This is a genomic window from Candidatus Flexifilum breve (assembly GCF_016713355.1).
In genome coordinates this window covers 90,481-115,416 of the sequence record NZ_JADJPI010000009.1, presented here as the reverse complement: position 1 = coordinate 115,416, position 24,936 = coordinate 90,481, and the positions used below count along the sequence as shown (strand labels likewise).

Below are 24,936 nucleotides of genomic sequence, written 5' to 3'. Positions count from 1 at the left end.
AGGTCAGAATCGGCATTTGGTCTCACCTCACCCCTAAATCCCCTCTCCGAAAAGAGGAGAGGGGACTTTAAACTGTCTTGGCTCCCCCTCTCCTAGAGGAGAGGGGCCGGGGGTGAGGTTGGACAGTCGCCTTTCGGCCAGAAATAGGCTTCTTCCTGAAATTAGGTTCGACGTAGGCAGCACGGAGTCCCGATGGCGCACGTGTTCATCTCGTATCACAAAGACAGCAGCCGTGCCTACGCGCGCCAGCTCGCCGATCACCTGATCGCGCAGGGCTTTGACGTGTGGATCGACGACCGCATCGACTTTGGGTCGGAGTGGGAACGCGCCATTTTTGACGACGGACTGGATCGCGCGGCGGCGGTCATCGTCATCATGACCAAAGCCGCGTGGGAGAGCCGCTGGGTGCGGCGTGAGCGCGAATACGCCGAATTCAAGCGTTTGCCGATCATCCCGCTGCGCGCTGAAGACTACATTTTCCCACCCTACATGGCGACGCAGTTTGTCGATGTGCGCGGCTGGGTGCTGCCGCCGGACACCTTCCTCGACGCGCTGGAAGAAGTGGGCGTGACCCGGCGCGCTGATCGCGGCGCGGATGTAGCCAAAGCGGTGCAGGTCGCGCAGGGCTCCGCGCCGACCATTGAGCGTATCCCGGTCGTGACGCCGAACAGCACACCGTCCGTTTCCTCGCCACCGCCCATTGTGACGCAGAAACGGTCGCGCAGTCTGCTCCCCTTCGGCGCGGCGCTCCTCGTGATCGTCATTGTCGCTGCTTTGCTTCTGCCGTCGCTGCTGTCCAACCCGGACGAAGTCGCGTCGACGCCAACGCCTTCGCTGACGAATACCAGCCCGGTTATTGCGGACGCCGCGACCGCTACCGTTACCGCTACCGATACACCTTCACCCGAACCAACCCTTGTACCAACCGACACCGAGCCGCCTAATCCCGAAACCGAGGTCTGGCTCGACGTGACGCGCACCGCAGCGGCGTGGACGGATACGCCGACCGGGACATTCACCGCGACCGATCTGCCGACCGCCACCCGAGACGCCACGCAAACCTATGAACGTCTGCGCCAGAATCGCGACGCCACGCTCACCGCACAAGCCCCCACGCCGAACGGTGGCGGACGGGGCGAGATTGTGTTTGCCTCAGATCGAGACGGGGACTTTGAAATTTACGTGATGAATATTGCCGGAACTGACGTGCGGCGTTCACCACAAACGATGCAGCGGATCGCTCACCACGTTGGTCGCCGGATGGAAATCAAATTGCTTTTGCCTCAGAACGCGATGGGAATTCGGAAATCTACGTGATGAACGCGGATGGCTCTCAACAGCGACGCTTAACGGCGGACATGGCCGATGACAGCGCGCCTCGTGGGTCATCGGTGATCAGCGTGTTGCGTTCAGTTCAAACCATGATGGGGATTATGAAATTTATACCATCGGCGTAGATGGCACCAACTTGCAGCAGCTCACCTACAATGTAGTGAACGATTTTTGGGCGAACTGGTTTCCTGATGGGCGACGGATCGTCTACTATGCGGATGGTGATATCGCGGTCATGAATGCCGACGGCACAGGATCGTATGATCTCACGATTGGTACGGAAAACGATTTTGGTCCCGCATTATCCCCGGATGGTCAGATGATCGCCTTTGCGCGGAACCGGGACATCTACATAATGAACGTCGATGGGAGCAACATCCGCAACCTCACCAATAATGCCTTGGAAAACGGTAGCCCGATGTGGTCGCCGGATGGCAATTGGCTCACATTTACGACGCTGCGGGGTGGGGCGTACGAAATCTTCAGCATGAACGTCGATGGATCGAATGTCCGCCGCTTGACTACCCATTCGGCCTATGACTATGGGTCCGATTGGCGTCCCTAACGCCAACCGCACCCTAAAGCCCCTCTCCTCTAGGAGAGGGGTTGGGGTGAGGTTGATCTTGTGCGCTTACGCCTGAATGAGTGTGCCCACGCTGTGATCGCCGAGCACGGCGCGCTTGAGGTCGTCGCCCGACCACAGATCCAGTACGAGGATCGGCATCTTGTTCTCTTCGCACAGGGTGAAGGCGGTCATATCCATCACCTGCAAGCGATCCGTCAGCACCTGCTTGTAGCTGAGCGTTTCGTAACGGGTCGCATCCGGGAACTTCTTGGGGTCTGCCGAATACACGCCGTTGACCTTGGTCGCCTTGATGACGATCTCCGCGTTCACTTCGACCGCGCGCAGCGCCGCCGCCGTGTCGGTGGTGAAGTAGGGGTTGCCCGTGCCGCCCGCGATGATCACCACGCGGCCTTTTTCCATGTGGCGAATGGCGCGCAGCCGGATATACGGCTCGGCGACCGCTTTCATTTCGATGGCGGTCTGGACGCGGGTGGAGACGCCCAGCCGTTCGAGCGCGTCTTGCAGCGCCAGCCCGTTCATGACGGTGGCGATCATGCCGATGTGGTCGGCGGTGCTCTGTTCCATGCCGCGTTCCACGCCTTGCGCGCCGCGCCAGATGTTCCCCCCGCCGATCACGATGGCGATCTGCACGCCAAGGTCGTGAATGGTCTTGATCTTCTCGCCAATTTCCTCCGCGCGATCGGGATCAATGCCGTAGCCGTGATCCCCTGCCAGCGCCTCGCCGCTCATCTTCAGCATGATCCGGTTATAGACGGGTTTCTCTTGCATCGCCTTGCCTCCTCTGGGCATAAAAAAGGGGATGAACACGAAATGTTCATCCCCTTCGTTAACACTAGAAAACGGTATACCGCGGTCGTCCGAGCATCGGTTATTCGGGTACGTCGACCGGCGTGCTGATTTCGAAACGGGCGAAACGGCGAATTTCGATGCTTTCGCCGACTTCCGCGACGGTTTCGGCCAGCAGTTGGCTGATAGTCTTGCTGTCATCCTTGAGCCACGGCTGTTCCATGAGGACGATGTCCTGATAGAACTTGTCGAGGCGACCGGCGACGATCTTTTCTGCGACTTCCGGCTTCTTGCCTTCGTTGAACGTGCGCGCCAGCAGCACCTGACGTTCGCTTTCGACCAGGTCGGCGGGCACGTCGTCACGCTTCACAAACTGCGGGTTCAGGTTCGCAATGTGCAGCGCGACTTCCTTGGCGAACTTCTTGAAGGCGTCCGTGTTGGCGACGAAGTCGGTTTCGCAGTTGACTTCGACCATCACGCCGAGGCGCTTGGTGAAGTGCAGGTAGCTTTCGATCAGGCCTTCGTTCATCGAGCGGCCCGCGGTCAGCTTCTTAGCCGCCTTCGCCAGCCCCTTTTCACGCAGGAACGCGGCGGCTTTTTCAACATCGCCGTTGGTGGCTTCCAACGCTTTCTTGCAATCGAGGGACCCGCGCCCGTCATTTCGCGCAAGTCTTTGACCTGTTGTGCCGTGATCGCCATAGAGTTTATTCCTCGGTCTCTTCTTCAAACAGCTTGGTGTTGCGGAGCTTCGCCAGCGTCGATGCGCCCAGCAGCGCTTCATCGTCTTCGACTTCGTCGTATTTGCTCGCCGCTTCAAACACCGGGGGCGCTGCTGTCGCCGTCCTGACCGAAGTCATCGGGCTTGCGCATCTGCTGGCCTTCGAGGATGGCATCTGCCAGCGCCCCGATGAGCAGCTTGATCGCGCGCACGGCATCGTCGTTCGCCGGGATGACGTAGTCAATCGTATCCGGGTTGCTGTTGGTATCCGCCAGCGCCATCACCGGAATCTTGAGCGTGTTTGCTTCCTTGACCGCCGTGACTTCGCGCATGGTGTCGATGACCAGCAGCACGTCGGGCAGCTTCTTCATGTTGCGGATGCCACCGAGGCGTTCTTGCAGCTTCCGCGCAGCATATCAGCATAGCTGTTGAGATTGACCAGCGTCTGCTGCAGGTCAATGATGTGGATACCGTTGCGTTCCGTGAAGATGTACGGCTTCATCTTCGGGTTCCATTTGGTCGTGCGGTGACCGAAGTGGACGCCCGTTTCGAGAAGCGCCTTCATGGTAACTTGCGTGGGCATTGCGTTCTCCTAAAGGTTCGTGTTTGTGTACAAGCACGCCGTTCACCCCCGGCGGATCATCGCTCTACGCGACAACACGCCGCCGAGTCCGGGCGTGTGAAATTTGGGTCTGCACCCATCACGGCATTCTAGCAGAGCGGGTAAGCGCTTTCAAGATGAGGGATCGCGTCCTCACGACGCAGGAATGATCCCCTGTTCGACCAGATACGCCGCATAGGCTTCGGCCTGCAGGCGCGAACCTTCGCCGTTCAGGTGCAGGTGATCGACCCACATCTCAATTCCTTCGGGAGCCTGCGCCGCATAATCAATGTATGGCAGGTCGTACTGATTGGCCAACTGCGTCACAATGGCATTCTGCTCATCGGCTGCCGCCCGCCATTCGGGAACCGCTTTGGGATCAGCGCGGTCGTAGGCCCACGTGCTGAGCAGCAGATCGACGCCCTGAATCTGCGCGATCCCGATCAGGCTGCGTAGGTTGCGTTCGTAGTACACCGGCGGGTTGAGCGCATACGCTTCGGCATCTGTATAGGTCGGCCCGTCATCGCACGTGATGTAGGTCTCCGACGCGCTTGAACTCGGATCGGCGGGATCACGTTCCAGCCCCAGCTTAATCGTGAGGAAGCGGTACAGCGTGCTGATACTGAACGTCCCCTGGTTATAGCTGCTCACCATCACATTCCGTGGGTCGAGCCCGCGCAGGAGGTTGGTGCCCCGGTAACAATCCGGGTTGGCGGCCCGCCCTGAAATATCAAGCACGGACTGGTAAAAGATGATCAGATCCGGATCGAGCTCCAGCATGCGGAATTCGAAGTTGCTGAGCGTGTGCCACGTTGTGTAGCCCTGCACGCCCGCATTGATCACCTCGACGTTGGTCAGGCCATAGTCTTCCCGCAGAATACGCTGCAGCCACGCCGGATAGGTGTCGGTATCTTCGGTGGCGCCAAACGTCGACGAATCGCCGAGGGCGATGATGCGAAACGTCCCGGCCGGTTTTTCAGGGGTGATTTCTGGTCCGCGCAGCCCGAAAGCATTGTAGCCGTCGACGGCTGGATTCAAGGTGTAACCGATAAACGGCAACACGACCGCCGAGCGGTTGAGTTCGTTGACTTCTTCGCGGGTGTAGATGTAACTGATGCGATCTGATTCGGTGCCAAAGTTGGTGAAGATGAAGCGCAGCGCCAGTTCCAGGCTGAGCGCGACACTCCAGGAGCACCAGCGTGACGGCGCCGACTGTCACCAAAACGCGTTGGGACCAGCCTGCTGCCGCTGGCTGGGTGGTGGGTGCTGTGCTCCGGACGCGGGGTCGATGGCGGGGAGTACCAGCAGCGCCAGCAGCGAGATGCCGATACCAATACTGGCCAACAGCAGAAACAGCGCCAGCGGCTGGTGGATGAAAAACTGAACTGGGAGTGTGTATTCGTTGACGCTGCCATCGACCAAGACCACCGAGCGCGGGCGTCGTCTCGCTCTGTAAGCACACCTGCTGCGCGTCTTGACCGATGCTCGGCTGATTATCGAAATAGACTTCCCGCACGCCGTCGACCCGCCATTCGACGTTCACACAGGCGCCGGGCGCAAACACCACGCCGCGATCAACCGCCAGATAGATGGAGCTGGTGTTCAGTTGGAGGTTCGTCGTCTGCGCACCGGGCACCAGCCCCGCCCCCGCGCCGATGGCGAGGACGATCAGAAATGCGAGGATGTGGAGATAGAGTGCGTATGTTTGCAGTGAGCGCGTCAATTAGTTGACAAAGCGGTACTTGATCAGCGTCCAGAGCGCAATCGGCGCATCCGTCCACTTGATCTTCTTGCCTTCCGTCCATTCGCGTCCGTTGTACGAGATCGGCACTTCGTAGATGCGAATGCCCTGCTTGAGTACTTTCGCCGTGAATCCCGGCTCAAATTCAAAGCGCTTGGCGTGGATCACCATCCCTCGACGACTTCGCGGCGGAAGACCTTATAGCACGTCTCCATATCGCTGAGGATGGAGTTGTAGAGGATGTTGGTCGTCAGGGTCAGGACTTGTTGGCGACCATGTTCCAGAAGTTCATCGCCTTGCGCGGCCCGCCAAGGAAGCGCGATCCGTACACCACTTTGGGAGATGCCTTCTTCGAGCGGCGCAGCAGCACCGGGTATTCGCGCGGGTCGTATTCGAAATCGGCGTCCTGAATGAGGAAAATGTCGCTGGTCGCGTGTTTGAACGCGGTGACGAGCGCCGCGCCTTTACCCGCGTTCTGTGGGTGATAGACGATCTTCAGTGCGGGCGGTTCTGCGCTTCAATCTGGCGCAGCACCTCAAGCGTCCCATCCGTGGAACCGTCATCCACGATGATGATTTCGTCGGCCAGTCCCACCGCTTCGACGCGATCCAGCACGGCTTCAATCGTATCGCGCTCACTGTAACAGGGGATCAACACGCTCAACGTCAGTCGTTTCGCGCTGGGCGTCGATCGTTTTTCCGCCGTTTTCATTTGCATTGTTCGTCGCCTTCAATATGCCTTACGGCGGCGGATTATAGCATAGTCTGTGCCTGTCACCAGATGCTTATCTACTGCTCAGGCAGCGTTCCCGCAGGCGCTCGATAATGAATGCAATGTAAAATGAAATAGAAGCAGCCGCGCCGCACCGTTCGTCCTTGTGGATGAGCGGTGATCTGTGCTGTGGGCAGGCGGTTGCCCAGATCGGGAGCAGACATGACGGATCGACCAATGACGAATGGGCGCATTCATACAATTAAGCTGTGGGTGAACGCATTTATTCCTTCCACCTATACAGGGGCGGAGACGGTACCTGCCGGGAAACACGCCGGGAAAACCATGCTGACGACGCTGTGGGTGGTGAATCGCTGCTTTCTCACCGACGACCGCACTTTTAGCAATAATGTGCATGCCCAGTCGCGGCTGCACTCCGAAGTCGAAATCGATGTGCAGAAAAAGAAAGTGGTCTACGAGTTTCACCACTGCCACGAGACGGTCGAGATCGACTGTACCAGCGGTGAGGAGAAGTGCCGCCAGCACGGCGACACCAACCATATGCACTTTGAGAATTTCGTCGCGGCGGAAGCGGACGGCACGTTCAGCATCGATCTCAAGGCGAGTGCCAAGAATCCCTGCCTGAAGGTCGCCAACGTCAAGCTCGCGCCGAATGTCGACCTATACGGCACGATCACCATCCGGCTGAGCGCCGATAACAGCGCCGCCACCGTGCGCTTCGAGGGGATGATCGAGACGTATCCCGCGTTTGAAATGTATGTGGCCTTCAACGGCTCCGAGGTCGGCGAGCCCGTCTTTCAATTCGACGTGGAGGAGGGAGCGACCGCCGCCAACATCACTGGCGCGCCGACCCGCCCGGTCAACGTGGAGGCGGTGATCAAGCGCGAACCTGCGGCTCGCTTTCACACAGACCAATGATCGACACATGAGTCCGCATAGGAACTGATGTAGAGGAGACAGCATGCGACAGTTGATGATCGCGGAGTTCATCACGCTCGATGGCGTGATTCAAGCGCCGGGTGGCCAAGACGAAGATCTGGATGGGGGCTTCACCCACGGCGGGTGGACCTTTCCCTACTGGCACGACTCGATAGGTCAGCACTTTTTCGACGCGATGGCCAACACCGATACGCTGCTGCTCGGGCGCAAGACTTGGGAAATTCATGGCGGCGCGTTTGAGCCAATGGTGGACGATCCGTTTGGCAATACCATGAACGCCTTGAACAAGTATGTCGTTTCGACGACGCTCTCGTCGGCGCAGGCGTGGCGCAATTCGACGCTGATCCGCCAGAACGTGGTCGAAACGGTGCGCGAACTCAAACAGGCCGAAGGCAAAAATATCATGCTGGATGGCAGCAGCGTGCTCGCGCATACGTTGATCGAACACGACCTCGTGGATGAATACGTGCTGCACGTGTATCCGCTGGTGCTGGGGACGGGGAAGCGCCTGTGGCCGGAGGGCAAGCGCGTCAACCTGACGCTCGTCTCGTCCGAGCTGCTGCCCACGGGCGTGCTGTATCAGCGCTACCGTCCCGCGCGCAGCGGCTGATCCACGCGGCATTGTGTTTAGCCTCACCCCTCAATCACCTCTCTCAGAATGGTGACGAGAAGACTGCGCACTCGTGAAGTCTTCCCGTCCTCAAGAATTCGGGGAGAGGATGAGGGTGAGGTAAGACAATCTGAGTACCGGACAATGCTATTTAGGGGTGAGGCCAAATTCACATCGCGTCCTAGGCTGATTGGCTCTCCCCCAGCACCGTGAGGTAATGTGGGTTGTACATCAGGCCGAGGATGTTGCCGAACGGATCGAGCACCGAGGCCGTGATAAAGCCCGCCTCGCGCTTGATCAACGGCTCATATTCGGTCGCGCCCATCCCCTTGACGCGGGTCAGGGCCGCTTCGATGTCATCGACATGCCAGAAGACGACTGCCCCGCCCACGCCCACCGCCGCCGCTGGCGGCTGGTAGCGGCGGTCGATGATGCCGAGTTCGTGCTGGTAATCGCCGAGGCGGAATTCGACATAGGCTGGGTTGACCGCATCCGGGCGTTGAAAGTACGGCTCAAGACCGAGCAATGCGCTGTACCAGTCTTTCGCCGCCGCCACATCGTTCGCGTAAAGCTGATCGTCGCCACGCCGCGCAGCAGAGTCATGTGTGTCATGGTCCAATTTCTCCTTCACTCTCCCAACTTGATCTCAGCTTACCCCCCGCGTGTGACAACCCTATGTCAGCAGCGTCAGGCAGTCGCCCGTTGCATTCCGGCGGGGCATGGGGATCATAAAGCGCAGACCGCCCGACTTGAGGATCACGCGCTTGAACCGCTTAACCCGCCTGCTGTCACTCCTACTCGTCCTGCTCACCTTCATCGTCCTGCCGCTGCGCGCGCAGGATCAGCCGCCGCCCACCGATGAATCCGGGTTGGATGCGGTCGCCGGAACGCCGATCCCGCTGCCCACCCGCGGCGCGCGCCCGGCCTCCTTCCTGATTGCGGAAAACGACCGCGCCCAACTGCATTTCTTCTTTCAGGTGCTGCCGCAGGGCACCACGGACTTGATGCGCGTGGTCGGCAATGACATCGCCAATGCGCGCGCGCTGTTCCTCGGCGATCTGATCGACTTCTTCCCGATTGAGGATGACTTTTACGGCCTGATTGCGACGGGTATGGAACAGGCGACCGGACGCGAGAACGCGCTCGCGGTCTACGTCACGTTCACCGACGGCACGCGGGCGACGCTCGAAGCGAATGTGGAGATCGTGCAGGGCAGCTTCATCCGCCAGCAGGTGACGCTCGCGCCGGACAAAGGCTATCTGCTGGACACGGAGACCGAACAAAACGAACTGGCGCGGCTGGAAAGCATCATCAGCGGCTATGAGCAGGAACGCCGCTGGGATGAGACGGGCTTTCAACTGCCGATTCCCGCCGCGCTCACCTCACCGTTCGGCGCGTTCCGCACGTTCAACGGCACGCTGAACACGCGCCACACCGGGTGGGACATTCGCACGACACTGGGTCAGCCCGTGCTGGCGTCGGCGGCGGGGCGCGTCGTCTTCGCCGGGACGCTGCCGATTCGCGGCAACTATGTGCTGATCGATCATGGGTACGGGGTGTTCACGGGCTACGCGCACTTTTCGACGACGCACGTAACGCGCGGGTTGGACGTCGAAAAAGGTCAGGTGATCGGCACGACGGGCGACACCGGACGCACGAGCGGCCCGCACTTTCATTGGGAACTAGCCGGAAATGGTGATTGGGTAGACAGCGTACAATTCGTAGAAATGTGGGTGCCGTAGAGAGGTAACACGATGTCCCTGCGTTCAGCGGTTATCTTCATCACTGCTCTCTTACTCATCGTGATGCCCGCCTTCGCGCAGGACGCGCAGCCCGGCGCACCCGGCATCGGCGACTCACGTTACCCGGAATTCGGCAACGGCGGGTACGATGTGCAGTTGTACGATCTCAATCTGACGGTTGACCCGGAGGCGGGCACACTTGACGGGGTGGTCACCATCGATGCGATTGCCACCGCCGATCTCAGCAGCTTCAATCTCGATCTGGTCGGCTTCGACGTGCTCGAGGCGACGGTGGAGCACGCGCCCGCTGAGGTCAGCCGCGCCGGACAAGAACTCACCATCACGCCGGAAACCGTGTTGGTCACCGGGAGCAAGTTCACGGCGACAATCCACTATGCGGGCGTGCCGGAGGAGATGCAGTCGCAGGGCTTTGCGGGGTTAACGGGTTGGATCAATTACGGCGACGGCATCTTCGTCATGAGTGAACCAGATGGCGCCGCCAGCTTCTACCCGGTCAACGATCATCCGCTGGATAAAGCCTTGTACACACTGGCGATCACCGTCCCCGAGCCGTACACGGTCGCGACCAATGGCGTTGTCAGCGAAATCATCGACAACGGCGACACGACCCGACGATCAGCGCTGTGAACGCGCCGATGGCGAGCTACCTGACGACGATCAATATTGCGCGCTTCGAGCTGGTCGAAGCTGTGAGCGGGAACGGCGTGCCGATCCGCAACTATTTCGACGCGGGCATCCCCGCCGACGCGCCGCGTGATCGCCCGACAGGGTGAAATGCTCGACTTCTATGAAAGCCTGTTCGGCGCGTACCCGTTCGACGTGTACGGCGCGGTCGTCGTGAACACTACCACAGAGAGCGCAATTGAAAGTCAAACGCTCTCGCTGTTTGGCAGCGACATCTTCACCGACACCGATCCGCTGGAAATGGAGCTGTTCGTCGCGCATGAACTGTCGCACCAGTGGTTTGGCAACAGCGTGACCATCGCCGATTGGCGCGACATCTGGCTGCATGAGGGCTGGGCAACCTACTGTGAAGGCTTGTGGATCGAACACGCTTACGGGGCGGATGCCTTCAACGACTGGGTCGCGACGATTTACGAGTATGCGGCGGAAGACAGCGAAACCTACCCGCCGCCCGGCGACCCACCCGCCGAGGATGTCCTCAATTACAGCGTGTACGAGCGCGGCGGCATGACGCTCCACGCGCTGCGCCTGGAAGTGGGCGACGCCGACTTCTTCGCCATCGCGCGGACGTGGCTCGAACGCTACGCTTACAGCAACGCCACCACCGAGGATTTCATCGCGGTCGTCAACGAGGTCACCGGGGAGGATTACACGGACTTCTTCAACGCGTGGCTGTACCGCAAAGCGCTGCCCGAGCTGCCGTAATGTGCCTGAGCGCTTCACGAGCAGGGCGCGCCGAGGCATGTTAGAGACTAACGTGAGTTACGGATAACGCTTCTCTGACCCCACCCCCGGCCCCTCCCCGAATTCAGTTGACGGAGGGACAGTTTTAACAATCGAGGGAATTGTAGGGACGCCCAACGGGGCGTCCGCCGGATTGGGCGCGAAACGGACGCGCCGTTGCGCGTCCCTACACAACACGTTTTCCCTCAAACAAGCGCCTTAATGGTTCCCCATGTTAAAAGTGTCCTGTCCTCAACCGAATTCAGGGAGGGGAGGCAGCAAAAACAGTGTTCGTCTCCCCTCTCCCCGCTTGCGTGCTGAGGAGAGGACATGTTTGGGAAAGGGGTTGAAAAGCAGGGAGTTCATCGTTCACACTGGTAGCGACCAAGCAAACCGAGTATGAGCGATGAACTATCCATTACTGTACCAATGGGAGAGACTGTTGTCAGCCCATTTACCGGGTTTCAATAGTTGGCAACGAGCGAATGTGGCGCTGTTTAGCTACGGGGTGATACAGGCAAAAAGCTGCCAGCAAGGGGCAATTGCCCAAGCCACCAGCTGTGGAGAGCAAGTGGAAAGCACCGCGCGGCGGTTTCGGCGCTGGTTGGACAACGAGGCGGTGGACTTGGGGGCGTTTTTTCGAGGCCTGGAGTCGCTGGGTGGTGAGTTGTCGTGGGGGCGCAGAGATCACGTTGCTCGTGGATGAAACGAAGCTCCACGACCGGATTGGGGTCATGCTGGTGGGAGTGGCGTGGCAAGGACGCTATTGCCGTTAGCGTGGCGCACCTACCGAGCCAACAGCGAAGCAGCGTATCCGGCCGAGGACAAGTTGGGATGATTCGCGCCCTACCTGCAAGCGGTGAAAGCAGGCATCGGCGATCTGGCGTCGGTCCTCGTCTTAGCCGACCGGGGATTGGCTGTTCGCCCGCCTTATGCCGGGTGGTCAGAGCCTGGCTGGCGCTATCTGTTCCGCGTAACCTGTCAGACTAAAATCGTGACTGAAGATGCCGACTATCGCATCGCTCGCCAGAGTCCAACCGGGCGAGGGTGTGGAGGCAGGCGGGTCGGGTCTTCAAGCAGCGGGGACGGATTGAGGCGCACGCTCGGGCATTGTGGGGCGTTGGTTACGACGAACCGTGGGCGCTGGTGACTAATGATGAACGGCTCACCGGATACGAGTATGCGCGGCGCAATTGGCAGGAGCAAAGTTTTCGTGACCTGAAAAGTGGCGGTTGGCATTGGGGCGACAGTCGCCTACGTTCTCCCCACCACGTCGCGAACCTGCTCATCCTCTTGGCCATTGCCTATGCTTGGATGGTCGCGCTCGGCAGTCAAGCGGTCGCGGCAGGTTGCGCCCAACCCTGGTCCGTCGCCCTAACGATGCTTTCCGGCGCCTGTGGAGTCTCTTTCGGGAAGGCCTACGTTACTTCGCGCAAGTCGTTCAACGGCACACCGTGTGTCTAGGCTTTACGTTTATCCCAGACACACGGCTCACTTGACAACATGTCCTCTCCTCAGCCTAGAGGAGAGGGGATTGAATGATGAGGTTGTCTCTACGGACGCCAATCGGGGGCGATATCATCGCCGTCCGTATTCGTGATTTGACGGACGTTCGACCCATCGGCATTCATGCTGTAGAGGTCGCGATCGCCGTCGCGATCCGAGCTAAAGACGATGTGACTGCCATCGGGTGACCACGCCGCCTGATAATCTTCCCCTTCACGGTCAGTGAGGTTTTGCAGCGCCGTCCCATCTGCCCGCATAACGTAGATCTCTGCATCTGCGAAAAACCCCCGGGTGAACAGAATCTGCTGGCCGTCGGGCGACCAGGTGGCACTGTAATCCAGTGACCCTTCCATTGTCAGTTGGTACGCGCCACCGTCCGCGTTCATGATGGCGATCCCGTCATCGGAGAGGTAAAGAATTCGGCGGCCATCCGGCGACCACTGCGCGGATGAATTGAGCGCATTGTCGAAGGTCAACTGCTGGAGGTTCGTCCCATCCACGCCAACCGTGTAGATCTCGTCGTCACCATCGCGGTTCGAGGTAAAACCGAGACGTCGATCCTGGGTTAGCCACGCGGGCGCGTAATCATCTGCCTGATTGATTGTGAGCTGGCGCTGATTCTCCCCAGAGGCATCCATGAGGTAGATTTCCCAATTGTCCACGCGATAAGCAGCAAAGGTAATTTGCTCTCCGTCCGGCGACCAAGCCGGATAATCATCTACGCCTGACTCATCAGTGAGCTGGCGCACGTTCGTGCCGTCAGATGCGTCACATAGAGGTCGTAATCTCCATCGCGATTCGACACGAACACAATTTCAGCCCGTCCGCCGCCGTTCGGCGTGGGCGCTTGCGCGGTGAGCGTCGCGTCGCGATTCTGGCGCAGGCGTTCATAGGTCTGCGTGGCGTCGCGGGTGGCGGTCGCGGTATTCGTCGCCGTGAATGTGCCGGTCGGTCTGGGCGTCCATGCATCGGCGGTGCGCGTCACGTCGAGCCAGACTTCCGTTTCGGGATTCGGCGGCTCGGTGTCGGATGGCGCAATCGTTGGTTCGGGTGAAGCCGTATCAGTCGAGGTCGCGATCGCCGCATCCACGATCACCACGCTGGTGTTCGTCAGCGAAGGCGTTGGTGTTGACGCGACTTCGTCCGGGTTGGGCAGCAGCGACGGCAGCAGCAAAGCCGCGACGATCACGATTACGAGGATGGCCGCGCCGAACGGCAGCAAACTGCGCGAGCGGCGCTGGCTGACAATGGGCGGCGGGGAGGAAACGGGCGGTGTGCTGGTCGGCGTCACGACCGGGATGCGCTCAATCGTCGGCGCGGAGCCCTGCGCGACCTGCACCGCCTTCGCCATCAGGCGCCGCGATCAGCGCGCCGCGTCACGCCCAGTTCGGCCAGCGCGTCGAGGAACGTGTCGGGCGGCAGCACCCAGCCGCGCACATCGACAAACTGCGTCGCGAGGTAGGGCGGGAAAATGTAATCTTCCGCGCGCAGGGGGATGATCGGCAGGCGCTTGAATTCGGCGTATTCGCGTTCGCGCCGCACCCAGCGGCTCTCCCATGCGCCCTTGGTCATGATGACGACGACTGCCGCCGCGCGATCCAGTCCGTCTTCGAAAATGGCGCGTTCCCATTCCGACCCAAAGTCGATGCGGTCGTCGATCCATACGTCGAAGCCGCGCGCGATCAAATGATCGGCGAGCTGGCGCGCGTAGGCACGGCTGCTGTCTTTGTGATAGGAGATGAACACGTGCGCCATCGGGACTCCGGAATAGATTATTTTTCAGGACGCGGCGGAGGGTAACAAGTCCGCCCCTCAATAGCGTTGTGCGGTACTCAGAGGATCTTACCCCCCCGACCCCTCCCCGAATTCAGGGAGGGGAGACAGCAAAAGCGCGTTTTCTCCCCTCTCCCCGCTTGCGTGGGAGAGGGGTCGGGGGTGAGGGGCACAAAATTGTTTACGGAACCAGCCCTAGATAATGCAGCCACGCATTGAGCAGCAGGCGATTGTTGTACGCTGATCAGCCGCTCAATTTCGGCGGGATTGCTGCCGAGCTGCATTTGCAGCGCGTTGATCGGATCCTGCATGTAGTTGATGAGCAGGTTGGACGGCGTCGAAGCGCAGGCAGGCGTTTGCAGCGTGGCCACATTGCTGGCGGCGGCGGCCATCGTGTCCTGATTCTGGCGGATCTGCGGCGGTGGCATCGTCTCCGGGTTGACGGCAAGGTAAGCGTCAAGCAGCGTATCGCGCTGCGCCTTGGCCGCCTGATACCATGCCGATGCGCCGCACGACGCGCCGCTGTCCGCCCCAATGCCGCTGGCCAGCGGTGAGCCATCCGTCGCGATGCCTGCGCGCCACAGCCCGGCGTGCGCTTGCGCATAAGCGTCGCCAGCCATCAGCATGAGGCTGCGCGCACCGGGCAGGTCACTGTTGTTGACCGCTTCGAAGGCACGAATCTGCAGGTCGTAACCGCTGACGAACGCCCCGCGCACCGGATCAACGCACGGCACGAGCACAGCAGTCTGCGCAGCATCACGGCGCACGCGCATCTGCTGGAGGGTCGCCAACAGCGTCTGCGGCGGCTGTTCAATCGACAGTGCGGCGAAGGTCGCATAGATGGCGGATTGATCCTCCCACCAGTCGGCCATTTCCGTGCACGCGGTGACCGGAGTCGGCGGGATCACGGTGACATTCTCCGGCGTCGCCGTGGGCACAGGTACGGGCTGGCCACCGGCGGTGTCCGTGGTCGGCGCGGCAGCGGCGGCGACCTCCGTCGGCGGCTGTGTCGGCACGCTGACCGGGGCATCAGTGGGCGGCACGCTCGTCGGCAGCAGGCTAATCACGGGGACGCTGGCGCGCGAGAAGTCGATGATCTCGACGATACCCGCCGCGCTCAGGCCAAAGGTGATGCCCACGCCAATCAGCAGGAAGATCAGCACGGAGACCAGCGCGATGCCGATCACGCGGAAAATGCCGCCGATGAAGCTGACATTCCCGGCACCCCGGACGGACGCTTCTCGCGGGACTGATCCTCAGCCTCGTCCTCGGCAGGCGCGACATCGTCGAGGAACCCGCGTTCGTCGCCAAGTTCCTCCTCGCTGCCAAAATCGCTGCGCAGGGAATCGAGGCCGTCGTCCTCGTCTTTTCCGCGTTTATACATATTCTCTTCTTCCTTCTTGTGTGCCGTAATCTAAGCCCAATCGGAAGCGCTGCCCGTAGGCGCGGAGCATGGGCACGCCGAACAACAGCAGGACGACCAGCGCGTACATGAACAGTGACGCGCCGCCGCCTGCAAAGACTGGTGCCGTCGCGAACAGCGTTGAGGGCGCGTTGCCCAGCGCATGCACGCCGACCACCAGAAACAGGTTATCGGTGCGGAGATAGATGATGGTATAGAGGAAACCCCAGCCGAGCAGGAGCAGTAGATCTGGCGCGATCTGGTCGAGCGACATGCCGAGATACAGGCGATTCGGGATGTGCGAGAGCGCGAACACCCCCTGCGAGATCAGAATCGCCGCGCCCAAACGCCACCACGGGCGATGCCGCCAGCCGTCGAGATGCAGGTAGATCTGCGGGAACAGGAAGCCGCGGTACGCAATCTCTTCGAACAGCGCGTTGCCGATCACCTGCGCGAGGATCAGGCCGATCATCATGTTGGCGTTGCTCACCCATTCCGGGTTCAGTGTGACCGCGCCGTAGGTCAGCAGGCTGAAGACCAGATGCACGATCTGCGCCATGGCCCAGAAGCCAAACGTGTAGATGATGCCCATCGGGATATGCAACGGGATCAGGCCGACGTCGTAGGGGCGCAGCCGCCCACGTTGCACAATCATCCAACCGACGAGCAGGCCGATGAACACCACATTGACCAGCAGTGATCCGGTCAACAGACCGCCGGTCGCCGACGCCAGCGGGCTAAAGGCATTCCCGGCGAAAAACACCAGATTGACGACCGCCGCCAGCGCAAAATGCACCCCGATGAACGCCATTAAAATTCTGCGTTGTGTCTTGCGAATGCTCAACGTTATCCCCGAAACGGCAAAAGAGGCGAAGCACCATGCTTCGCCTCCCCGTATTTTACCGCAACTTTGAATCTGCGTGGCGGGATTTGCCTGAATGGTTGAGCGGTGGGTTGTCAGCCACGGGGTTGTCAGGGAAGGCAATCAATTGTAGGGACGAGGCATGAGGGTATTTAAAGCGTCACCTATGGGTTGCTGTAAGTGGTTGCGATCAGTGGACGCGATCAAGAGGGTCCAAAAAGACGTTTCATACCACCCCTCACCCGGCGGGCTGCGCAAGCCGTCCCGCTCCCACATCAACGGGGGCGGGACACAACTGCATTTCCCCCCTTCTCCTCGCTTGCGCGGGAGTAGGGGTCGAGGGTTGAGGGGCTGATTAGGCACCCTCTTGATCGCGTCCCTACGAAAACCAATTCCGGTTCACGGCAGGAGGCTGGGGGCGGAATTTGACCTTTTTCAACACGATCAAACCAACCAACCAGCCAAAACCAACTGGACATTGTGAGCGCTGACAGAACAAGGCAGAATGATATGCATTCGATTTCATGACAGGACTCGCATGACGCACGCTGACAGTCGCAACCTATCCCCAGACCAACGCGAAAAGTCTACCGCAAAAAACTTCGTCTTCTTTTGACCGATGGCATTCTTTTCACCCTGGCGATGAATATCCTCGGGCCGAGCACCTGATTCCCGATTTCATCCGCCGCCTCACCAGCTCAGAAATCCTGATTGGCCTCTCGTCCAGCCTGTTTGATGTGGGTTGGACGCTGCCGCAGTTGTTCATCGCGCTACATCGTGCGCTTTGAGCGCAAAAAGTGGTGGTTTGCCGGGCCGGCAATATCCCGGTGCGTTTCGTCATGCTGATCTTCGCGGGCTTGATCGTCGTGTTCGGCGCGGCGCGACCGGAAGCGATCTCATCGCCTTCCTGATCTGCTACGGCATCACGGCGATCGGTGATGGCATCGTCGGCGTGCCGTGGGCGGATCTCTCCGGGTCGAGCCTGGACAACCGCTGGCGCGCGCGCATGTTCGGCATCATGACCGCCAGCTCCGGCCTGATCATGCTCGGCATCTCCCCGCTGATCGGCGTGGTGCTGGGCAGCGGCGGCCCGGGTTTCCCCAACAACTATGCGATTCTATTTGCCGCGGCGGGTGTGCTGTTCGCACTCTCGATCATCCCGACGACGCTCATTCACGAACTCCCAAGCGGCAAAGCCCTCGAAAAGATCCCGTCCTTGGGCGAATTCCTGCCGAGCCTCGGGCGCGTGCTGCGCACCGATCAGCCGTTCCGCGCCATCATCATCACGCGCATGCTGACCAGCCTGTTCGCGATGGCCAGCCCATTCTACATCGGCTTTGCGACCGTGCAGCTCGGCCTGTCGAGCGCCGTCGCCGTGCCGACGCTGTTGGCGCTGCAAACGGTCGGCAGCGTGAGCGGCGCACTGCTCTATACGTGGCTGGGCGCGAAGAATAACGTGTTGTTCATCCGGTTGGCGCTGGTCGGCGCGGCCTTCCTGCCCATCAGCGCGTTGATCGCGTCGGTCGTCGGGCCGTTCCCGCTGTACGTCGGCTTTTTGCTCTCCGGCATCACCCTGAGCAACCTGTTCATCAGCTATCAGAACTGGGTGATCAGCTATGCGTCGCCGGAACAGCGCCCAATCTACGCCGGGCTGTTCAACACCATTTCCGCGATTGTGTCGCTGGCCGCGCCGTTCATCGCCGGGACGATTGCGCAGAACCTCGGCTATGAGGTGCTGTTCTTCGTCGCGCTGGTGATGGTGTTGTGCGCGCTGTTCGTCACCCTGCGTTATCTGCGTGACCCACATGCTGTACAATTAGCAGCGGGGCTCGCCCCCGCGGATTGACCGAGTTGCCAAGGGGTACGCATGATCGACGGTCTGGATATTGCCGCATCCGTTCGTGAAGGCCAACAGTACCGCCGCGCCGCCCGCCGCTGGCAGGTGATCGGCGTGGCGCTCGTCGTGCTGGCGGTGTTGGGCGCGCAGGGACTGGCGACCCTCACGCTGCGTCCGCTCGCTCAGTTGTACTTCCTTGACGGGCAGGACTGGCGCGAAATCCCGCTGCCCGAAGGCGGATCGCCGTATGAAGTTCTCGCGCTAAACGATGGCACGCTCTGGGTGGGCACGCACTCCGACTGCGGCTTTCTGCAATATCAAGCGGGCAGTTGGTCGGACTGCACGGGCGGGGTCTCAGCTCCTATTTCGACCGCCCGATCAGCGTCACCAATGGCGATCAACTGTGGTCAGTACGCGACAACACCGTGATCCACTTCGATGGCACGCAGTGGATCACTTACGAGAATGCGCTCTCAGGCTACGGTTGGAATGACATCGAGGCCACGCCGCTCGGCGTGTTCGTGATCAACCTGTATGGGCAAATAGCCACCTTCGACGGCACGCGCTGGCAAACGCAGCAGCTTTCCACGCTCATTCCGATGTCCAATCTGGGCAGCACCTACGCCAGCAGCGCCGATCTCGTCAAAACGCCGGACGGCATCATCTATCTGGCGTACAACGGCAATCTGTTCCGCTACGATGGACAAAGCTGGCAGCCCCTTTGGCGGGCCGACGCGCCTTTCGATTAGCCGGATGTATGGCGCGACGGACACGGTACTGTGGGTGTGCGATCATACCCGTGGCGTCGGCACGCTCAACCTCGCCGGGCGTCTGACCTTCAGTCGCAAAACGTTCAATTCAGCCAGTATCTTTCCCGATCAACTGATCATTCGCAACAACGCGCCGCTGCTGATCGACATACAGGGCATTTACGAGTTGGATAATGGGAACTGGCGCATCCTGACGACGCCGCCGCGCAGCAACTGGTATCAGGATCTGTTGAGCGTGGATCACGCGGGCAATCTATGGTGGATCGCCTACACGCAGAACCCGTACATGCCCTATTCCGAGGTGCGCCGTGACGTAGGCCTCTTTATGCGGTACGGCTGGTGGATGATTGCGCTCGGTGGGTTGGCGCTGCTCACCGTCGTGCATCCGGGGAAAGCGGCGCGCGCGCGCCGGACGCAGCGCCGTCTGTGGGCGGCGCTCTACGACGGCCCGATCTGGTTACGCTGCAAGTGGGCGGTGGGCTGTACCGCCTGTGGCTGCCGCTGATCACACTCCTCCTCGTGCCGGTGGCGATGGTCGTGGCGGCCTGGGGCGAGTTTCGGCGCGAGCGCTGGTATGCAGTGTTAGCGGGGTCCTCCTGCTGATCTGGCTAGCGCTGCCGTTCGGCCTGCGCCAGCGCGGGTATACGCCGCGCGGCGCAGTCTGGCCATGAGGATTATCCGCTGCTGCTGGCGCAAGCACCTGCTCGTCACGCTCGGCCTCGGCCTGCTGCTCTACTTTCCGATTGAGCAGTTCTGGGCGACCCTCGGCTTCAGTCCGAGCATCGGCGTGCTGCTGTATGTGCCGTTAGTGTTGTATCTGGCCTGGCAGCTCCTCCGCGTGTGGTTCGTTGCGCACATTCACAGCGCCAACAACCTGATCAACAAGCAGCAGGAAGAAGCCGCGCTCAAGCAGTTGGCGTGGATGGAACGCTGGCTGCCGCTGCAAGCGCGGGTTCAGCTTTTGCGGGCGCAGTTGGCCGCTCAGCAAGGTGATGTGCCCACCGCGGCGGATCTCTTCCGGCGCAGCCTGTACGAATTCCAGACACAGCCGCAGCACGCCGCCACGATCCTCATTCAGTTAGCGCACGTCCGCGAACAGCAGGCGCGCTCTGACCTCGCGCTCAAACTGCGGGAAACGGCAGTGGCGATCTACCCGGAAGGCCAACCGGGTTATCTGGCGCTCGCGGATTTCTACGAGCGCCAGCAGATCGAACCGGAGCGCGTGCAGAGTCTGCGCGCGGCAGCAGGAGTGGTAGGGACTTAAAGTAGGGGCGCACCTGCGTGTGCGCCCGAAATCGGGCAGACAGCCCCTACACGAAAATTCCCATGAACCTGCTTTAGGCAGTCGTGTCGCTGGTTGTCATCAACTGCTGAACTTGGCGGTTGGGGATGGCGAAGAACACGGCCAGCCCAATTGAAATCGCCAGGCTGACCGGAGGGCTGATGATATCGATCAGCACGGCGGCGAGGTACAGCACCAGACCGATGTTGTACGACCGGGCAATGTGCCGCGTGATCGCTGGGTCAACAGCGTGACTGAACAGGCGGTTGTTGTGCGCCGCGTAGCGCCACAGCAGTTGAAACATGATCGCCACGAGGAAAAACCACCCGTTATAGATGAAGACCGCCGCCTGCTGCTGCGGGTCAAGCAGGTACGCCGCGACAATCGACGTGGGGAACGGCACCACAGTCACGCCGAATAGCAGCAGCCCATTCAGCAGCATGAGGTTGTTATCTGCGCGGCGAATGATCGTGAACAAGCGGTGATGATTAATCCACATGACGAGCACGAAGAAGAAGCTCGCCGCAAACGCCAGATAAATCGTCCAGGACTTCGCCAGTTCGGCGAGCAAGCCGTTAGCCGTCACCGCCGCGGGTTCGGGCAGCTTGACGTTAAATATCAGCAACGTAACGACAATGGCGAACACGCCGTCGCTAAAGGCTTCGATGCGCTGTGTTTCTCTCTCGGTTTCAGGGGCTTTGGTCATGGCGTCCTCGGGCAGGATACTCAAAACGACGATTGGACTACAATTGATATACGTCTATTGTGGATGCGCAGTACTTTGGTTAACATGTGTCTGGTAAGACGACGAACAGGATAACCATGACTCATGCATTGATCACCGGTGGGGCGGGCTTCATTGGCAGTCACTTAGCCGAGCGACTGCTTGAACACGGCTACCAAGTTACCATTATTGATAACCTGAGCACAGGGCGCATTAAGAATCTCGCGGCGATTGAGCATCATCCCAAGTTCCGCACTGCTATTGAAGACATCCGCAACATCCATGTCATGGATCGACTGGTCAGCGAGTGTGATGTGATCTTCCACCTGGCCGCGGCAGTGGGGGTGCAGCGCATCATCAGTGAACCCATCGAAACCATCGAAACGAATATCGGCGGCAGCGAAGTGGTGCTCAAGACGGCCCGCCGCTACCGCAAGAAAGTGCTCATCGCCTCGACCTCAGAAGTGTATGGTAAAGGCGTGCGTTTCCCGTTCCACGAAGACGACGACAGCGTGCTCGGCGCGACGACTCGCTCCCGCTGGAGCTACGCCGCCAGCAAAGCGATTGACGAATTTCTCGCGCTCGCCTACCTAAAAGAGACGGGGCTGCCCGTCGTGATCTTCCGTCTGTTCAATACGGTTGGCCCGCGTCAGCACGGTCAGTATGGGATGGTGCTGCCGCGCTTCGTCAAATGGGCGATCAACAACGAGCCGATCATGGTCTACGGCGACGGCCAACAGCAGCGCTGCTTCGCGAATGTGAACGACGTGGTGCATGCGATTCACCTCTTGAGCGAAGCGCCCGGCGCAATTGGGCAGGTGTTCAATATCGGCAGCAGCGAAGAGGTCTCGATCTACGAACTGGCCGACCGAGTGCGGCAGCGCGCGGGCAGTAGCTCGGAAATCAAGGTCATTCCCTATGAAGAAGCCTACGAGGCCGGGTTCGAAGACTTCCGGCGGCGCGTGCCGGCGTTGGATAAAATCTGCGGACTGGTAGAATGGAAGCCGACTACCTCCTTAGACGACACAATCGACCAGATTATCGCCTATCACCGTGAGGAAAAAGCACATGGCGGAAATTAATCGTAAAGAACTCATTCTGGCGCTTCGTCGGTGCGGGGACTACGCCCCGACTGGCGGGTATTGACCTATCAGCGCTCGACATGACGCGTCTGGATATGACTGGGGCTTCGGCGCGCGCGGCGAAGTTCGTCGCGGCGACCCTGCGCGAAGCGATTCTCATCAACGCGAACCTGAGCTTTAGCGATATGACCACGGTGCAAGGGGTCGGGCTGGACTTGAACGGGGCGAACCTGACGGGCGTCAACTTCAGCAGCGCGACGCTCACCAGCGCGCGCCTGACGAATGCTAACCTGACCAACGCGATTCTGAATGGCGCCAACCTCACGGGGGCGAACATGAAAGGCGCGATTGTCACCGGCCTTAAGTTCAACGAATCGACTACCTGGCCGGATGGCAAAAAAGGCAGCCAGGGCAACCCGGTCAGCTATACGACGTAAAACCAAACCTCACCCCGCTGCGCTGCGCTTAGCTCCCCCTCTCCTGTAGGAGAGGGGGCTGGGGGGTGAGGTTTAATCTTCTCTCTAATTGAAATTGCAGGGCGACACTTCGCGGACAGCCTCGCCGAAAATCCACGCCTGCGTATCATCGAGCATCACCACGCCATACCACAAACCATCGCTGCTCAACCCGTTCGCGCCGATCTGCGTGCGCACGGTCAGCAGGCCGACGACTTCGGCATCGACGTTGGGTTCGCGGCGGATATTCACGCGCGAATTGGTGCTGACGAAGCACGCAATTTCGCCCGCAGCGCTCTGCGCCTGCCCGACGGGTTCAGCTTCCACGGGCGCAGGCGTCGCTTCGACCTCGGTTTCCGGTTCAATCGCGCCTTCAATATCGAGGATGACCTGCCCCGCGCGCGCCGGGTCGTTGGGGATGACGGTGATTTCGTAGCTGCGATTGCTGTTATCGAGCGTGAGCCGCGACGCGATGACATTGGTCAGCCGGGCGGTGACGTTGCCGCGCGGGTCGCGCACTTCCACCAGATACGGGAAGTCGGCGGGGTCGGCGCTCGCGCTGAGCGTGGTCGGCTCATCGGGAGTCGTTTGTAAAAGGAAGACTTGGGGCCCGGCATCGGTGGCAAAGTCAATCGGCGTCAAGCCGGAGCCGATACCGACCGGTTCGCCATCCTGCGCCCAGACGCCAGTTGCCAACAAAAATAGTCCAATGACAATGAGTGTAAGACGTGCTGCTGCGTTCATCCAACCACCTCGATTATGGGTTGACTTGCTCGGCTGTCCCGGTCAAAGTCCATGTCACTAATGTGCCCTCTCCACGGAAAGCGGCGATCAAGATACTGCCACTCTTCGAATCGAACACCACTTGACGTGAGATAATCGTATCACCACATGCGAAAGTCTGCCCACCGGTCGCAAACCGAATATTTTCGACGCCCGTTCCGGTGCAGGTTGCGGTGATGGTTAAGGTAAGCTCTCCGCCCGGCTGTTTGGCATCCCGATTCACGTTGAGCACAGTATACACCACTCGATCTTCCTGATCGCCTTCAGAGTACGACACCATATCGCTGATCGTGGTGACCGTGCCGGTCGTCACGTCCAGTTCGTAGTCGTTGTCGGCGGGCGCGTAGGCCAGAGGCGTGCCTGTCGGTGGACGCGGCGTTGAGGTCGCGCGCGGTGTGCGTGTATTCGTCGCCGTGGGTGGCACGGGCGTTTCTGTCGGCGGCGGTGGCGTCGCGGTATTGCGCGGGGTGCGCGTGTTGGTCGCTGTGGGCGGCCCGGGCCTGGTTGGGGCCGGGCGTGTTGGTCGCCGTGGGCGGCACGGGCGTTTCCGTCGGCGGCTGCGTATTCGTTTCCGTCGGCGCGGGCGTCGACGTGGGGCGGCGCGTATTTGACGGGGTGAACGTCGGTGTGTGCGTCTCCGTCGGCGTCAGCGTGTTAGTCGGTGTCCGTGAGGGCGTCAGCGTGGGCGTGAATGTCTCGGTCGGCGTGAACGTGGGCGTGAACGTGAGCGTATTCGTCGGCGTGTAGGTGAGGGTCGGCGTGGGCGTTGCGGGCGGCAGCACCCGTGCCTCCTCGATGCTCGGCGCGCTCTCCTCATAATCGGAACCAACGCGCACCAGCACGACGCCCGGTTCGACATGCGGTTCGATGTGCAGCGTGAACACGGCATCACCGCTGCCGAGTTCCAGCGTCACAATGAAGACCCCTTCGGCGAATTCGGCCAGCACCGTCCCGTTAGAATCGAGAATTTGCGCGGTGAAGGGGATATCAACGCCCATGAGCGTCACGACCGTCGGTTGATCCGGGTATTGGCGAACGCGGTAGTTGGTCGGCGCGCCCTGCGCAAAATCGATCAGGGCAGTGGTATCCGCCGGAATCATGATCCCCTCGTCACTCTGGGCGAGGAGCAACCATGTGGACAACAACGATACGATCACAATTCCCAAACGCACAAACCGCATAGCATCTTCCTCGTCAGCAGCAATGCCTATGCTACTATTGTCCACGATACGAAGAAGTAAGCTG

33 protein-coding genes and 2 pseudogenes are annotated in these 24,936 nt (G+C 60.3%); 16 read left to right on the top strand and 19 right to left on the bottom strand.

What is annotated here, in order from left to right; all coding sequences use genetic code 11:
- Positions 1–192: 192 nt before the first annotated feature.
- A complete protein-coding gene (locus tag IPK17_RS09445; protein ID WP_343417440.1) occupies positions 193–1,317 on the top strand; it encodes a toll/interleukin-1 receptor domain-containing protein in 1,125 nt (374 codons plus the stop codon).
- Positions 1,318–1,468: 151 nt separating this feature from the next.
- A complete protein-coding gene (locus tag IPK17_RS09440; RefSeq protein WP_343417439.1) occupies positions 1,469–1,897 on the top strand; it encodes a TolB family protein in 429 nt (142 codons plus the stop codon).
- Between the two features lie 66 nt (positions 1,898–1,963).
- Here the strand turns inward: IPK17_RS09440 and pyrH are convergent, their stop codons facing one another.
- From pyrH to IPK17_RS09395, 8 genes and pseudogenes are all read right to left on the bottom strand, one after another.
- Positions 1,964–2,686 carry a UMP kinase gene (pyrH, locus tag IPK17_RS09435; RefSeq protein ID WP_343417438.1) on the bottom strand — a complete coding sequence of 241 codons (723 nt, stop codon included), beginning with the start codon at positions 2,684–2,686 and terminating at the stop codon, positions 1,964–1,966.
- A gap of 100 nt (positions 2,687–2,786) precedes the next feature.
- A complete protein-coding gene (locus IPK17_RS09430) occupies positions 2,787–3,329 on the bottom strand; it encodes a translation elongation factor Ts (RefSeq protein WP_343417437.1) in 543 nt (180 codons plus the stop codon).
- Positions 3,330–3,517: 188 nt separating this feature from the next.
- Positions 3,518–4,005: pseudogene (gene rpsB, locus IPK17_RS41010) on the bottom strand (30S ribosomal protein S2).
- A 171-nt stretch (positions 4,006–4,176) separates the two neighbouring features.
- Positions 4,177–5,082 (bottom strand): SGNH/GDSL hydrolase family protein, encoded by a 906-nt coding sequence (locus tag IPK17_RS09415; RefSeq protein WP_343417434.1) that lies wholly within the window; start codon positions 5,080–5,082, stop codon positions 4,177–4,179.
- Between the two features lie 156 nt (positions 5,083–5,238).
- The gene (locus tag IPK17_RS09410) at positions 5,239–5,451 is read right to left on the bottom strand and encodes a hypothetical protein (RefSeq protein WP_343417433.1); all 213 of its coding nucleotides are present in this window, start codon (positions 5,449–5,451) and stop codon (positions 5,239–5,241) included.
- 295 nt (positions 5,452–5,746) lie between these two features.
- Positions 5,747–5,935, bottom strand: coding sequence for a hypothetical protein (locus IPK17_RS09405; protein ID WP_343417432.1), 189 nt, complete (start codon positions 5,933–5,935; stop codon positions 5,747–5,749).
- A gap of 85 nt (positions 5,936–6,020) precedes the next feature.
- Complete coding sequence (locus IPK17_RS09400) at positions 6,021–6,257, bottom strand: glycosyltransferase (protein WP_343417467.1); 237 nt, start codon at positions 6,255–6,257, stop codon at positions 6,021–6,023.
- 2 nt (positions 6,258–6,259) lie between these two features.
- Positions 6,260–6,481 (bottom strand): glycosyltransferase family 2 protein, encoded by a 222-nt coding sequence (locus IPK17_RS09395; RefSeq protein ID WP_343417431.1) that lies wholly within the window; start codon positions 6,479–6,481, stop codon positions 6,260–6,262.
- 216 nt (positions 6,482–6,697) lie between these two features.
- On the opposite strand from IPK17_RS09395, the gene IPK17_RS09390 reads away from it, so the two are divergent.
- Both IPK17_RS09390 and IPK17_RS09385 read left to right on the top strand, forming a co-directional pair.
- A complete protein-coding gene (locus IPK17_RS09390; RefSeq protein ID WP_343417430.1) occupies positions 6,698–7,414 on the top strand; it encodes a DUF3238 domain-containing protein in 717 nt (238 codons plus the stop codon).
- 43 nt (positions 7,415–7,457) lie between these two features.
- A complete protein-coding gene (locus IPK17_RS09385) occupies positions 7,458–8,045 on the top strand; it encodes a dihydrofolate reductase family protein (RefSeq protein ID WP_343417429.1) in 588 nt (195 codons plus the stop codon).
- A gap of 181 nt (positions 8,046–8,226) precedes the next feature.
- Here IPK17_RS09385 and IPK17_RS09380 read toward each other — a convergent pair.
- Positions 8,227–8,642 (bottom strand): annotated as a pseudogene (locus tag IPK17_RS09380) (VOC family protein).
- A gap of 167 nt (positions 8,643–8,809) precedes the next feature.
- Between IPK17_RS09380 and IPK17_RS09375 the strand changes: the two are divergent.
- The 5 genes from IPK17_RS09375 to IPK17_RS09355 all read left to right on the top strand — a co-directional run bounded on the left by IPK17_RS09375 (position 8,810) and on the right by IPK17_RS09355 (position 12,679).
- Positions 8,810–9,787, top strand: coding sequence for a M23 family metallopeptidase (locus IPK17_RS09375; RefSeq protein ID WP_343417428.1), 978 nt, complete (start codon positions 8,810–8,812; stop codon positions 9,785–9,787).
- Positions 9,788–9,799: 12 nt separating this feature from the next.
- The gene (locus tag IPK17_RS09370; RefSeq protein WP_343417427.1) at positions 9,800–10,435 is read left to right on the top strand and encodes a gluzincin family metallopeptidase; all 636 of its coding nucleotides are present in this window, start codon (positions 9,800–9,802) and stop codon (positions 10,433–10,435) included.
- Positions 10,432–10,581, top strand: coding sequence for a hypothetical protein (locus tag IPK17_RS09365; protein ID WP_343417426.1), 150 nt, complete (start codon positions 10,432–10,434; stop codon positions 10,579–10,581). Before IPK17_RS09370 ends, IPK17_RS09365 begins: the two co-directional genes overlap by 4 nt.
- Entirely contained in the window at positions 10,562–11,197 is a 636-nt protein-coding gene (locus IPK17_RS09360; protein ID WP_343417425.1) for a M1 family aminopeptidase, read from the top strand. The genes IPK17_RS09365 and IPK17_RS09360 overlap by 20 nt, the downstream gene beginning before the upstream one ends.
- Positions 11,198–12,262: 1,065 nt before the next feature.
- On the top strand, positions 12,263–12,679 hold the full coding sequence (locus tag IPK17_RS09355; protein ID WP_343417424.1) for a transposase: 417 nt from the start codon (positions 12,263–12,265) through the stop codon (positions 12,677–12,679).
- 89 nt (positions 12,680–12,768) lie between these two features.
- On the opposite strand, the gene IPK17_RS09350 is transcribed toward IPK17_RS09355, so the two are convergent.
- The 6 genes from IPK17_RS09350 to IPK17_RS09325 all read right to left on the bottom strand — a co-directional run bounded on the left by IPK17_RS09350 (position 12,769) and on the right by IPK17_RS09325 (position 16,707).
- The gene (locus IPK17_RS09350) at positions 12,769–13,470 is read right to left on the bottom strand and encodes a beta-propeller domain-containing protein (protein WP_343417423.1); all 702 of its coding nucleotides are present in this window, start codon (positions 13,468–13,470) and stop codon (positions 12,769–12,771) included.
- Positions 13,440–14,072: a hypothetical protein gene (locus IPK17_RS09345; protein ID WP_343417422.1), complete on the bottom strand. Its 633-nt coding sequence runs from the start codon at positions 14,070–14,072 to the stop codon at positions 13,440–13,442. The genes IPK17_RS09350 and IPK17_RS09345 overlap by 31 nt, the downstream gene beginning before the upstream one ends.
- Positions 14,072–14,476 carry a toll/interleukin-1 receptor domain-containing protein gene (locus IPK17_RS09340; RefSeq protein WP_343417421.1) on the bottom strand — a complete coding sequence of 135 codons (405 nt, stop codon included), beginning with the start codon at positions 14,474–14,476 and terminating at the stop codon, positions 14,072–14,074. The genes IPK17_RS09345 and IPK17_RS09340 overlap by 1 nt, the downstream gene beginning before the upstream one ends.
- 77 nt (positions 14,477–14,553) lie before the next feature.
- The gene (locus tag IPK17_RS09335; protein ID WP_343417420.1) at positions 14,554–15,681 is read right to left on the bottom strand and encodes a hypothetical protein; all 1,128 of its coding nucleotides are present in this window, start codon (positions 15,679–15,681) and stop codon (positions 14,554–14,556) included.
- Positions 15,678–15,878: a hypothetical protein gene (locus IPK17_RS09330; RefSeq protein ID WP_343417419.1), complete on the bottom strand. Its 201-nt coding sequence runs from the start codon at positions 15,876–15,878 to the stop codon at positions 15,678–15,680. Before IPK17_RS09330 ends, IPK17_RS09335 begins: the two co-directional genes overlap by 4 nt.
- Positions 15,871–16,707, bottom strand: a complete 837-nt coding sequence (locus IPK17_RS09325; protein WP_343417418.1) for a CPBP family intramembrane glutamic endopeptidase — start codon at positions 16,705–16,707, stop codon at positions 15,871–15,873. Before IPK17_RS09325 ends, IPK17_RS09330 begins: the two co-directional genes overlap by 8 nt.
- 856 nt (positions 16,708–17,563) lie before the next feature.
- Between IPK17_RS09325 and IPK17_RS09320 the strand changes: the two genes are divergently transcribed.
- The 5 genes from IPK17_RS09320 (at position 17,564) to IPK17_RS09300 (ending at position 20,629) form a co-directional block, all read left to right on the top strand.
- Positions 17,564–18,604: an MFS transporter gene (locus IPK17_RS09320; protein WP_343417417.1), complete on the top strand. Its 1,041-nt coding sequence runs from the start codon at positions 17,564–17,566 to the stop codon at positions 18,602–18,604.
- A 21-nt stretch (positions 18,605–18,625) separates the two neighbouring features.
- Positions 18,626–19,024, top strand: a complete 399-nt coding sequence (locus IPK17_RS09315; protein ID WP_343417416.1) for a hypothetical protein — start codon at positions 18,626–18,628, stop codon at positions 19,022–19,024.
- Positions 18,925–19,344 carry a hypothetical protein gene (locus IPK17_RS09310; protein ID WP_343417415.1) on the top strand — a complete coding sequence of 140 codons (420 nt, stop codon included), beginning with the start codon at positions 18,925–18,927 and terminating at the stop codon, positions 19,342–19,344. The genes IPK17_RS09315 and IPK17_RS09310 overlap by 100 nt, the downstream gene beginning before the upstream one ends.
- Positions 19,295–19,870, top strand: a complete 576-nt coding sequence (locus IPK17_RS09305) for a hypothetical protein (protein ID WP_343417414.1) — start codon at positions 19,295–19,297, stop codon at positions 19,868–19,870. Before IPK17_RS09310 ends, IPK17_RS09305 begins: the two co-directional genes overlap by 50 nt.
- A gap of 162 nt (positions 19,871–20,032) precedes the next feature.
- Positions 20,033–20,629, top strand: coding sequence for a hypothetical protein (locus IPK17_RS09300; protein WP_343417413.1), 597 nt, complete (start codon positions 20,033–20,035; stop codon positions 20,627–20,629).
- A 73-nt stretch (positions 20,630–20,702) separates the two neighbouring features.
- Here the strand turns inward: IPK17_RS09300 and IPK17_RS09295 are convergent, their stop codons facing one another.
- Complete coding sequence (locus tag IPK17_RS09295) at positions 20,703–21,353, bottom strand: TMEM175 family protein (protein WP_343417412.1); 651 nt, start codon at positions 21,351–21,353, stop codon at positions 20,703–20,705.
- A gap of 116 nt (positions 21,354–21,469) precedes the next feature.
- Here IPK17_RS09295 and IPK17_RS09290 point away from each other — a divergent pair, with 116 nt between their 5' ends.
- Positions 21,470–22,453, top strand: coding sequence for an NAD-dependent epimerase/dehydratase family protein (locus IPK17_RS09290; RefSeq protein WP_343417411.1), 984 nt, complete (start codon positions 21,470–21,472; stop codon positions 22,451–22,453).
- An 80-nt stretch (positions 22,454–22,533) separates the two neighbouring features.
- On the top strand, positions 22,534–22,890 hold the full coding sequence (locus IPK17_RS09285) for a pentapeptide repeat-containing protein (RefSeq protein WP_502748594.1): 357 nt from the start codon (positions 22,534–22,536) through the stop codon (positions 22,888–22,890).
- Positions 22,891–22,974: 84 nt separating this feature from the next.
- On the opposite strand, the gene IPK17_RS09280 is transcribed toward IPK17_RS09285, so the two are convergent.
- The 3 genes from IPK17_RS09280 to IPK17_RS09270 all read right to left on the bottom strand — a co-directional run bounded on the left by IPK17_RS09280 (position 22,975) and on the right by IPK17_RS09270 (position 24,872).
- Entirely contained in the window at positions 22,975–23,604 is a 630-nt protein-coding gene (locus IPK17_RS09280; RefSeq protein WP_343417410.1) for an SH3 domain-containing protein, read from the bottom strand.
- A 61-nt stretch (positions 23,605–23,665) separates the two neighbouring features.
- Positions 23,666–23,971 (bottom strand): hypothetical protein, encoded by a 306-nt coding sequence (locus IPK17_RS09275; protein ID WP_343417409.1) that lies wholly within the window; start codon positions 23,969–23,971, stop codon positions 23,666–23,668.
- Positions 23,955–24,872, bottom strand: coding sequence for a hypothetical protein (locus IPK17_RS09270; RefSeq protein ID WP_343417408.1), 918 nt, complete (start codon positions 24,870–24,872; stop codon positions 23,955–23,957). The genes IPK17_RS09275 and IPK17_RS09270 overlap by 17 nt, the downstream gene beginning before the upstream one ends.
- Positions 24,873–24,936: the final 64 nt, after the last annotated feature.